6 protein-coding genes are annotated in these 9,907 nt (G+C 44.5%); 4 read left to right on the plus strand and 2 right to left on the minus strand.

Annotated features, from left to right (window positions below; all coding sequences use genetic code 11):
• Positions 1-280 precede the first annotated feature (280 nt).
• From VB740_RS34030 to VB740_RS34045, 4 genes are all read left to right on the plus strand, one after another.
• Entirely contained in the window at positions 281-1,039 is a 759-nt protein-coding gene (locus VB740_RS34030; protein WP_323204229.1) for a sucrose-phosphate phosphatase, read from the plus strand.
• Complete coding sequence (gene ruvA, locus VB740_RS34035; protein WP_109007998.1) at positions 1,039-1,671, plus strand: Holliday junction branch migration protein RuvA; 633 nt, start codon at positions 1,039-1,041, stop codon at positions 1,669-1,671. Before VB740_RS34030 ends, ruvA begins: the two co-directional genes overlap by 1 nt.
• Before the next feature lie 90 nt (positions 1,672-1,761).
• On the plus strand, positions 1,762-2,937 hold the full coding sequence (bioF, locus tag VB740_RS34040; RefSeq protein ID WP_323204230.1) for an 8-amino-7-oxononanoate synthase: 1,176 nt from the start codon (positions 1,762-1,764) through the stop codon (positions 2,935-2,937).
• Positions 2,938-3,046: 109 nt separating this feature from the next.
• Complete coding sequence (locus VB740_RS34045; protein WP_322738017.1) at positions 3,047-3,379, plus strand: hypothetical protein; 333 nt, start codon at positions 3,047-3,049, stop codon at positions 3,377-3,379.
• Between the two features lie 144 nt (positions 3,380-3,523).
• Here VB740_RS34045 and VB740_RS34050 read toward each other — a convergent pair whose 3' ends face one another.
• Both VB740_RS34050 and VB740_RS34055 read right to left on the minus strand, forming a co-directional pair.
• Positions 3,524-4,003: a response regulator gene (locus VB740_RS34050; protein WP_323204231.1), complete on the minus strand. Its 480-nt coding sequence runs from the start codon at positions 4,001-4,003 to the stop codon at positions 3,524-3,526.
• The gene (locus VB740_RS34055) at positions 3,996-9,662 is read right to left on the minus strand and encodes an AAA family ATPase (protein WP_323204232.1); all 5,667 of its coding nucleotides are present in this window, start codon (positions 9,660-9,662) and stop codon (positions 3,996-3,998) included. Before VB740_RS34055 ends, VB740_RS34050 begins: the two co-directional genes overlap by 8 nt.
• Between the last annotated feature and the right edge of the window lie 245 nt (positions 9,663-9,907).

The raw sequence follows: 9,907 nt of genomic DNA on the forward strand, positions 1-9,907 counted from the left end.
ATATACAACTATTTATTGTGGGGTGGGCGACACGATAGCCCATAGTCAAAGGCGGCAGAAGGAACAAGTTAGAAGGAGATTCCGACCCCTCCTAACTTGGAGCCACTGAACAAGAGTTCAGTGGGGGTCTTAAACCCTTACTCCCTGCGGTCTCTTCTGTGGGCAGGAGTTAGAATTCCCTTCTGCCAACTGAGCCTCCTGCCCTCTGCCTTTCCTGATAAATCTCTTGCAAAAGTCTCTTCACGCGGTAAAATAACGAAATTTTGCAAGAGTTCTAATCATGAAACCATTTCTGTTTGTAACCGATTTAGATGACACTCTCGTATATCGGACTGTGGGTGATGACAGCGCTTTACCAGAACTAAATCAACTGCTGAATAGACATCGCCAAGAATACGGCACTAAAATCGTTTATTCTACCGGGCGATCGCCTGTACTTTACAAAGAACTCCAAGCTCAAAAAAATCTTTTGCAACCCGATGCTCTTGTTCTTTCTGTAGGTACAGAAATTTACCTTGATGGTACTGATACTCCAGACTCAGGTTGGTCAGAAATCTTATCTCAGGGATGGGAGGGCGAAACGGTATTATCTATTACTAAAAAATACCCTGAGTTAGCTCGGCAACCAGATTCAGAGCAGCGTCCCTTTAAAGTGAGTTTTTTCCTAGAACAAGATGCATCTGCGAAAGTTCTACCACAACTTGAAGCAGAGTTGCAGAAATCTAAATTAAATGTAAAGTTAATCTACAGTAGCGGTATTGACCTTGACATTGTACCCCATAGCAGCGATAAAGGTCAGGCAATGCAGTTTTTACGCCAGAAGTGGAAATTTGCAGCAGAACAAACAGTTGTCTGTGGTGATTCAGGTAATGATATTGCTTTATTTGCTGTAGGCAACGAACGGGGAATCATTGTGGGGAATGCCCGAAAAGAGTTACTCCAATGGCACAATGAGTATCCTGATGACCACCGCTACCTGGCAAAAAGTTTTTGTGCAGGTGGAATTATTGAAGGCTTAAATTATTTTGGTCTCTTGTAATGATTAGTTATTTAAAAGGTATAGTCGCTGGTATCCAAACAATTGGCGCTAATCGCGTGATTCTGACTCTAGAAGTGAATGGCTTGGGGTATGATTTGCAAGTTCCCCAACGGCTAGCCAATCAGTTACCAGAGTCAGGAGGAGTGGCGCAAATTTTTACCCATTTGCAAATTCGGGAAGAAGTGCCCTTTCTATATGGCTTTGCTTCCCCAGCCGAACGCGATTTATTTCGCCACTTGCTGACTGTCACAGGTATTGGTGCAGCCTTAGCGATCGCTCTCTTGGACACTCTGGAACTACCAGATTTAGTCCAAGCAATCATCGCTGGGAATACACAAATCCTCATTCAGGCTCCAGGAGTGGGTAAAAAAATCGCTGAACGCATCTGTTTGGAACTGAAAAGCAAATTAGTCGAGTGGCGTAAATCAGCCGGGTTCTTCGTCGCCACAGGCGGGCCAGCACCAGGAATTCTCGAAGAGGTGCAAATGACCCTCTTCGCCTTGGGATATACTGCCCACGAGGTCAGTCACGCCCTGCATGTGGTCAGCGAAGACATCGGACTACCCAAAGATGCCTATGTCGAAGATTGGATTAAACAAGCGATCGCTCATCTCAGTAGCGAACAAGTTTAATTGTCATTCGTCATTTGTCATTTGTTATTAGTCATTAGTTATTAGTTATTTTTCCCCTGCTCCCCTGCTCCCCTGCCCCCCTGCTCCCCAATGACTGACCCTTATGCCTGGCTAGAACAGTCCTTAGCAACAATTCATCGGGCGGACTGGTATCGTTCGGTACAACCTATCGACGGACATCCGGGTGCAACGGTGGTTTTAGCTGGGCAAGAGGTAATTAATTTTGCCAGCAATGACTATTTGGGATTGGCTGGAGATCAGCGGTTGATGGCAGCTGCAACGGCTGCGATCGCGGAATTTGGGACTGGTAGCACTGGTTCTAGATTACTCAGTGGGCATCGGGAGTTACACAGGGAGTTAGAGGAAGCGATCGCATCTACCAAACAAACAGAAGATGCCTTAGTATTTAGTTCCGGGTATCTAGCCAATTTGGGTGCAATTACCGCCCTTGTGGGCAAACGTGATTTAATTTTTTCTGACCAGTACAATCATTCCAGTCTGAAAAATGGAGCGATTCTCAGCGGTGCAGCAGTTGTGGAATACCCGCACTGTGATATCGCAGTATTAAAAACTCAGTTGAGTCAACAGCGACAAAATTACCGCCGCTGTTTGATTCTTACTGATACTGTCTTCAGTATGGATGGCGATTTATGTCCGTTACCTGCACTGTTGGCGATCGCTGATGAGTTTAGCTGTATGCTGTTGGTTGATGAAGCTCATGCCACTGGGGTACTAGGAAAAACTGGCGCTGGGTGTGTTGAACATTTTGGATGTACAGGAAAGCAGTTAATTCAAGTTGGCACCTTGAGTAAAGCTTTAGGTAGTTTAGGCGGGTATGTGGCAGGAAGTAGCGCTCTAATTGACTTTTTGCGGAACCGCGCACCCAGTTGGATTTATACCACTGGGCTTTCACCTGCTGATACAGCCGCGGCCTTAGCAGCAATCAAGATAGTGCAACAAGAACCGCAACGCCGTGCCCAATTGTGGGGAAATATACATTACTTGAAAACTTTGCTGCAACAGTTACCTAACCTGAAATTGCTGCCTTCTGAATCACCCATATTATGTTTTCAATTCCCTAATGCGACAGATGCGCTCAAAGCTGGAAAACAGCTAAGAGATGCTGGCATTTTTGCCCCAGCAATTCGCCCTCCCACAGTACCCACAAGTCGGATCAGAATATCTTTAATGGCAACTCATGAAGCAGCGCATATTGAAAAATTGGTAGCAGTGCTGAAGGATTGCAATATAATTCGTAATTTGTAATACTCGCCAAGGCATGAGAAGCAAGCTACGTAATTTGTAATTACATACTTGTTAATAAAGTTTTAAAACCTCCCATAATGAAAATAGCGCATACAACGGTAGGACACTTATGAATCCAGATACCGATGAAGGCGATGCTCAGAAAACCTTGATTTATCAGCACCTACAAAACTTGCAAGAACAACATCAAGACGAGTTAGAAAATATAGTTCGGTTATTGGCAAGCATCACCAATATTTCTCCAGAGCAGGTTAAACCATATATAGATACCCTGTTGCGGCAACTGGTAAAACAGTCAGAACGTCCCTTCCATGAAACTGCAACAGCATCGGAGTGGGTAACAGCTTTCCGGGAATGGGCAGCAAGTCACCGCCATGATGCACCTCCCCTTTCGGACTATGCGGTAAGCCGGGAAAGTATGTATGAGGACGAAAGGCTCTAGTACCGCAAGGCGGAAGTCAAAAGTCAAAAGTCAAAAGTCAAAATGAATACAGGATAAGAGTTTCGTTGATTTGGAATGGGTGGTTTATTTACGCCGTGCTGTACTAGTGGCTTATCTGCTTTCCTTATCCCGAACTCAGGTTAATTATAATAATGGCGCTTGGTTAAACAAGACCCAATAAAAACCAAGCTGTTTGACTACTTCGTTAAATTGTTCAAAATCAACAGGTTTGACGATGTAGCTATTCACCCCAAGTTGGTAACTCTCAATCATATCCTGGTCTTCAGCAGAAGAAGTCAGCACCACAACCGGAATCATTTGTGTGCGTGGATCAGACTTGAGTTGCCGTAAAACTTCTAATCCACTTATCCTTGGCAGTTTCAAATCCAGCAAAATGACTTTGGGTTGATTCGTCATGCTACGGTGGGCGTAGTTCCCCTGACAAAAAAGAAAATCGAGGGCTTCGGCTCCATCTTCGAGCAGTTGAATCTGATTGCTGATTCTACCGCGACGCAATGCCCGAATAGTTAGCTCGGCATCAGTAGGATTATCTTCAACTAATACAATGAAAGTTGGTTGCTCAGAAAATGGTTCAGTGGGCTGATCAATGGGTTGGTCAGTCATGGTTTATTTTATTGGGAACGGTGAAGTAAAAAGTCGCGCCTTGATCAACCGCTGCTTCGGCCCAGATACGCCCACCGTGGCGTTGAATAATGCGTTGCACGATCGTCAGTCCAATGCCTGTACCTGCAAAATCTTGTTCGCGGTGCAGACGTTGGAATACCCCAAACAGATTATCGGCATATCGCATATTAAATCCGGCTCCATTATCTTTGATAAAATACACTCCTTCCCCATCCATAACCTCATAGCCCACTTCAATGTAAGCAGAGGATTTGTAGCGGGTGTACTTGATCGCATTCGATAACAGATTTATCCAGACTTGCTTGAGCAGTGAAGGATCAGCGTGAGACATGGGTAAATCAGCGATCGCAAACTCAATCTGACGACCCTTTAAATCCAGGGCTAAATCACTCAGCACCTTTTGAATCATCTCATTGAAGAAAACGGGTTGCCGGGTCATTTCCTTACGATCTAGGCGGGATAGGTTCAACAGATCATCGATCAACTCACCCATGCGTTTGGCATTCTCTCGCACAACTTTTAGATAACGATTGCCTTCCGCATCGAGTTGCTCACCGCAGTCTTCTTGGATCATTCTCGAAAAACCAACGATCGCCCGTAGCGGTGCCCGTAAATCATGAGAAACAGAGTAAGAAAAAGCCTCCAACGCTTTGTTAGCAGCTTGCAATTCGGCAGTTCGCTGGATGACTCGTTCTTCCAATTCGGCATTGAGTTGACGGACTTCTGCCTCTACTGCTTTCAGGGCGCTGATATCGCGCATGATTGTAGAAAAATATTCCAGACTGCCATCTATAGCTTTGTGAGCAATGATCATTTGGGAAACTGGAATTTCTCTGTCATCACTGCCCAACAACGCGGTTTCACCAACCCAGCTACCATCTTGGATAGCTGCCGGAATGCCTTGATTTTGGATAATCTCTAATGCCCATTGGGGATGGTAGTTAGGGATGTTCATAGTAGTGATGTCTGCATCTAGTGGTATACCTGCCAATTTTCTGGCTTGAGTGTTATTCCAAAAAATATTGCCTTGGGGGGTTGCCATGCCAATATGATCGGTAGATGCTTCTAGGATGGCGATCATGCGATCGCGGTCTTTCTCGGCTCGTTGGCGTTCGGTAATTTCAGCCCGTAAGGATTCATTCAGTTCTGCCTGCTGCTTTAACAGACGGGCATTGTCAATGGAAATAGCTGCCTGAGTAGAAAGTAGACTGAAGATTTCAATTCGCTCTGGGGTAAAGGCGCTGGTGGTGAGATTATTTTCTAAAAGGACAATTCCAGTTAGTTTTCCCTGGTTTAAAAGAGGCGCACAAAGGATTGATTTCGATTGGTGCTGAACAATCCAGGGTTCAGATTGAAAGTTGCCCAATTGAGCAGCACTGTCGAGAATAACACTTTCTTGGGTGCGAACCACGTAATTAATCAGGGTAGTTGGCAAGTAAGGAGTGCTATCTGCTGATCTCGATTCCAGGGGAATTGATTGCAATACGGCTACTGTCTCATTGCCAATCGAACCCATCGCCTCAACCCGCCATTCGTCTTGTGTTGGCAAAATCAGATAACCCGTTTGCGCCCCAGCATTCTCAATCAGAATGGTCATCAGTTTTGCCAGGAGTTTATCTAGCAGAATTTCACTGGCGATCGCCTGAGAGGCTTTCAACACCGTTTCTAGATCAAGTGCTGCTAACTTAGTTGAAGTCGATTGTGTAGTGTCAACTTGACGTTTTTCGGTTCTTTCTGAGCCTACCTCTAGCAGTTGGGGATAGCGTTTTTCTAAATCTTGGACTTTAGTGGTTGCCCCCCACCTTAAATAACCATACTTCGCCTCTTGGAGATAAGTTTTGGCAATCGTCATCCGGTTGTTTGCCAGATAAAATTTTGCTGCCAGTTCGTTTGCCAGAGCCTCTTCTTGGAGGTATTCGTTCTCCCTCGCCAGGGTAATGGCGCGATCGTAGGCATCCATTGCTGCTACTACCTCACCCAATACCCGATGCCGTTCTGCTTCTACTAAGTACCACTTGTGTAGATAGTTCATCGGGGCATGATGTGCCCAAAGTTGCATCTTCTGTTGACTGTCAGCTACCCGTTGGAGAATTATTGCCTGCTCCTGGTGATTCACCTGCGGATACAGCATTAGTCGCGCCAGGGAATCATAAAAATAGAAGATGGGGAAAACAGCATTCGACCTACCCCCATCCGGGTAATTTTCTGCTTGATTGGCATTGTCAACGGCTTGGGGGAAATTCTCGAAGTAATAGCAAAGAAATAGCTTATTGAAGTAAAGATAAAACAGCCCTTTATGATGATTAGCTTGTTGCAGCAAAGGTAATTCTTGCGACTCATCGTAAGCCTCACCGATCAAAACTTCGGGAGCAGGAGATGTCGTCATCAAATTCAAGACTGTCTGTTGATAAACCTTGAGTGCATTGGCATTAGTAGATTCTTTCAGTTGAGTGAGTACTTGGATGTAGCTTTCCAGTTTCTGTTCCAGTTCAGACAGGGGCATATCTGTAAAAAAACAGTGATCGCAGTGGTGCAAAATACTGTATGCGGCAAATTCCAAATCTCCCGTCTCAATACCGATTTGGTAAGCCTCCTGTAATGGTTTAATCGTTTCTTTGAGGTGAACATTCCGAAACCGCACAGAGGCGTTGGCCATGAATAGGGTTTTACAACGGATCAGTAAATTGCTGGATTTTTCTAGTAGCTTCAGTGCCAACTGCACAAACTGATAGGCCGTTTCAATCTCTAGAAGCACGCTACCCAGAATGTTACTGTAGGCGGCGTAGGCAAAGGCTGAAAGGTCATGATTGCCGTACTTAATTGATAAATTCACCATCTCCAGAATGATTAGTGGAAATAGCGCCGGGGCTGCTTGGTAGGCTGGGGCCGTCAAATTTGCTAGTAACCACATGCTGAGGGGAGCGATCGCATCCGTCATCGGTGGTAGATTAAACAAATCTTCCACCCGCCTACCCTCCAAGGTGCGGGCAGTATTGGAGAATGCCTGCTGAATTTCCTCTGGAGTTGGTGCAACTGGCAGATGTACGCCTAATTCCTCTAGAGCCTGAAGACCGATCGCCAGTGCTGACAGAAATTGCATCTGTCCGCAATATGCTTGAATTTTTACTTCATAAACTTTAATTTTGGCTGCCAGCGATTTGGTATTTTCTAGCACGCAGCTTACCAATTGTTCCATTAGCTCTAGTTCGCCATTGAGGTAAGCTGTTTCTGCTGCCAAACTATACAGCGCTAGAGCCAAGTCATACTGAGTTTGCCAGCAATTATCTGCCAATAAATCTAAACCTATTTGGAAGTATTTCAGAGCAGAGTTGTATGCTGTAGAAGCTTTCGCTTTTTCCCCTGCCATCAAATTTAGTTGAGCCAGTTCATCTCGCTCTGGCTGGATTTTAATTAGCTCTTTACCTAAATTGAGTTGATTGGTAATGTCAAAGATATTTTGCTCTCGCTGCTGGGCAGAAGCTTGCTGGAGCATTTGTTTGCCGATTTGCAGATGAACATGTCTCCGTTCTGATTCGGGGATCAGAGAATAAGCTGCTTGCTGAATGCGATCGTGAACAAATTTATATTCAATGGCAGGGTTGCCAGGGAGTGGCACATCCAATACAACCGATTTGTGGGCATTGCTCATGGGCAGAATCAACCCTTGGGCGATCGCTACTCCCAAAGTCTGGGCGGTTTCTCGCTGGTATAGTTCGGCGGCTAATGCTAGGGTTTCTAGATTAAATTGGTTGCCAATGCAGGCAGATAGCCGTAATAGTTGCTGCGTCTTAGCGTTGAGCTTCTGAATCTTGCCTGCCATCAACTCCACAATATTATCGGTAATTCCTTGATTATGAATTTGCTCTATCGACCATTGCCATTTATTTGTTTGGTGATCGAATTCTACTAGCCCTTCCGTGTAGAGAGATTTCAAAAATTCATTGATGAAAAAGGGATTACCACCAGTTTTTAGTTGCACCAGTTCCGCTAAGGGCAGGGAATTCTCTGGTTGGCAGTGCAATGTATCGGCAATCAGCTGATTGATATCAGGTAAACTTAATGCTGCCAGAGAAAGTTGGTTCACTACTGCTCCAGCTTGGCGAATTTCCTCTACCATCTGGATCAGGGGATGCGCTGTATTTACCTCGTTATCTCGGTATGCCCCCATTAACAATAACGATTGTTTTTCAGTGGAGGTAGCTAGCAGTTGAATCAGCTTCAGCGAGGCATTATCTGCCCACTGGAGATCGTCTAAAAAGATGACGAGTGGATGTTCTGACTGGGTAAAAACGCGAATGAAATTTTGGAAGACTTGGTTAAAGCGATTTTGGGCTTCTGTTGGCGGTAGAACTGGTACGTCTGGTTGATTGCCGACAATTAGTTCCAATGTGGGAATTACTTGAGTAATTACGCGACTGTTTGAGCCGAGGGCAGCTAAGAGGTTGTCTCGCCACTGACCCAGTTGTACATCCTCTTCGGTCAATAATTGTTTGATCAGTGATTCAAAGGCTTGAGCGATCGCAAAGTAAGGAATATTGCGCTGATACTGATCGAATTTGCCCGAAATAAAGTAGCCCCGTTGTTGCGTAATCGGTTTATAAATTTCCTGCACCAATACTGACTTGCCAATACCGGAGTATCCTGCTATCAGCATCAGTTCAACTTGCGACTGATCAATTCTCTTACCTGCTACTCTGGCGATCGCTGCTAATAATGTCTCAACCTCCCTTTCTCTACCATAGAGTTTTTCCGGGATATAAAACTTATCAGAAATATCCTGTTGCGCTAACAAAAAAGGCTCAATTCGTCCCGTATTTTCTAGCTGAATTAGACACTGTTCTAAATCAGTTTTAATTCCCCAGGCACTTTGATATCGATCCTCTGCTGTTTTAGCTAATAGTTTCAGGATAATTTCGGAAACGATCGCCGGAATTTCTGGATCGAGCGTATCTGGTGGAACAGGTTCCAAAGCCAGATGGTAATGAATCAACTCCAGGGCATCACTAGATTCAAAGGGCAGCCGATGGGTCAAAAGTTGATAGAAGGTCGCACCTAATGAATAAAAATCAGTTCGGTAGTCCAGAGAACGGTTCATCCTGCCTGTTTGCTCTGGAGAGATGTAAGCTAATGTTCCCTCTAATACGGTTGGATTTTTGAGAGTTAATGTCTCCCGCGATCGGGCAGTTGAAATCCCAAAGTCAATAATTTTAAGTTGTTGTGTTTCTATATTTAAAACAATATTGGATGGATTAATATCCTTGTGAATAATATTTGCGGTATGAATTTCACCTAAAGCCTCAGCGATCTGAATAGCTAACTTCAGAAACTCTGTTAAGGAAAACCTTCTTGCCGCTATAATTTTTGTTAAAGATTCCCCCCCAAAATCCTCCAGAATGATCACAAAAGTACTTTGATATTGCTGCAAGCCGTAAGCCTGGATAACCCCTTCCAATGATAAGCTGCGCGTAATTTCATATTCGAGTTTATAGCGCGTGATTTCCTCTGGGGTGGGGTAATCTTTCTTCAAAATCTTGAAGATTAAAGGCAAATGATCCCGTTCACGAATTCCCCGATAGACCCGTGAATTAGCACTTTCATGGATTTTTGCCCAAATTTTATATTCAGGAATTTCTAGCATGGTTCAACCGCCTTCAATTGATACACTGAGGGGCAATGCAGGGTTGACTCACAAACCCGATTATACAATAGTCGAACCCTTGATTAATTCATTTATCTAGACTAGTACAGTACGGCATAAATCCAGTTACTATCTCAATTAACTAGACAAGTTGCTCAAAGCAACTGGTTAAAGGTCTGACAATTCAGCGGCATCTGGAAAACCTCACTTCTATTTCTCTCTCCTAAAAGGAGAGAGACTTTGAA

Source organism: Nostoc sp. UHCC 0251 (assembly GCF_034932245.1).
GTDB lineage: Bacteria > Cyanobacteriota > Cyanobacteriia > Cyanobacteriales > Nostocaceae > Nostoc.

Excerpts from the sequence above, each read along its gene's own strand:
- VB740_RS34030 (WP_323204229.1), top strand. The coding sequence starts at position 281 with ATGAAACCATTTCTGTTTGTAACCGATTTAGATGACACTCTCGTATAT.
- VB740_RS34050 (WP_323204231.1), bottom strand. The coding sequence starts at position 4,003 with ATGACTGACCAACCCATTGATCAGCCCACTGAACCATTTTCTGAGCAA.
- VB740_RS34055 (WP_323204232.1), bottom strand. The coding sequence starts at position 9,662 with ATGCTAGAAATTCCTGAATATAAAATTTGGGCAAAAATCCATGAAAGT.
- bioF (WP_323204230.1), top strand. The coding sequence starts at position 1,762 with ATGACTGACCCTTATGCCTGGCTAGAACAGTCCTTAGCAACAATTCAT.
- VB740_RS34045 (WP_322738017.1), top strand. The coding sequence starts at position 3,047 with ATGAATCCAGATACCGATGAAGGCGATGCTCAGAAAACCTTGATTTAT.
- ruvA (WP_109007998.1), top strand. The coding sequence starts at position 1,039 with ATGATTAGTTATTTAAAAGGTATAGTCGCTGGTATCCAAACAATTGGC.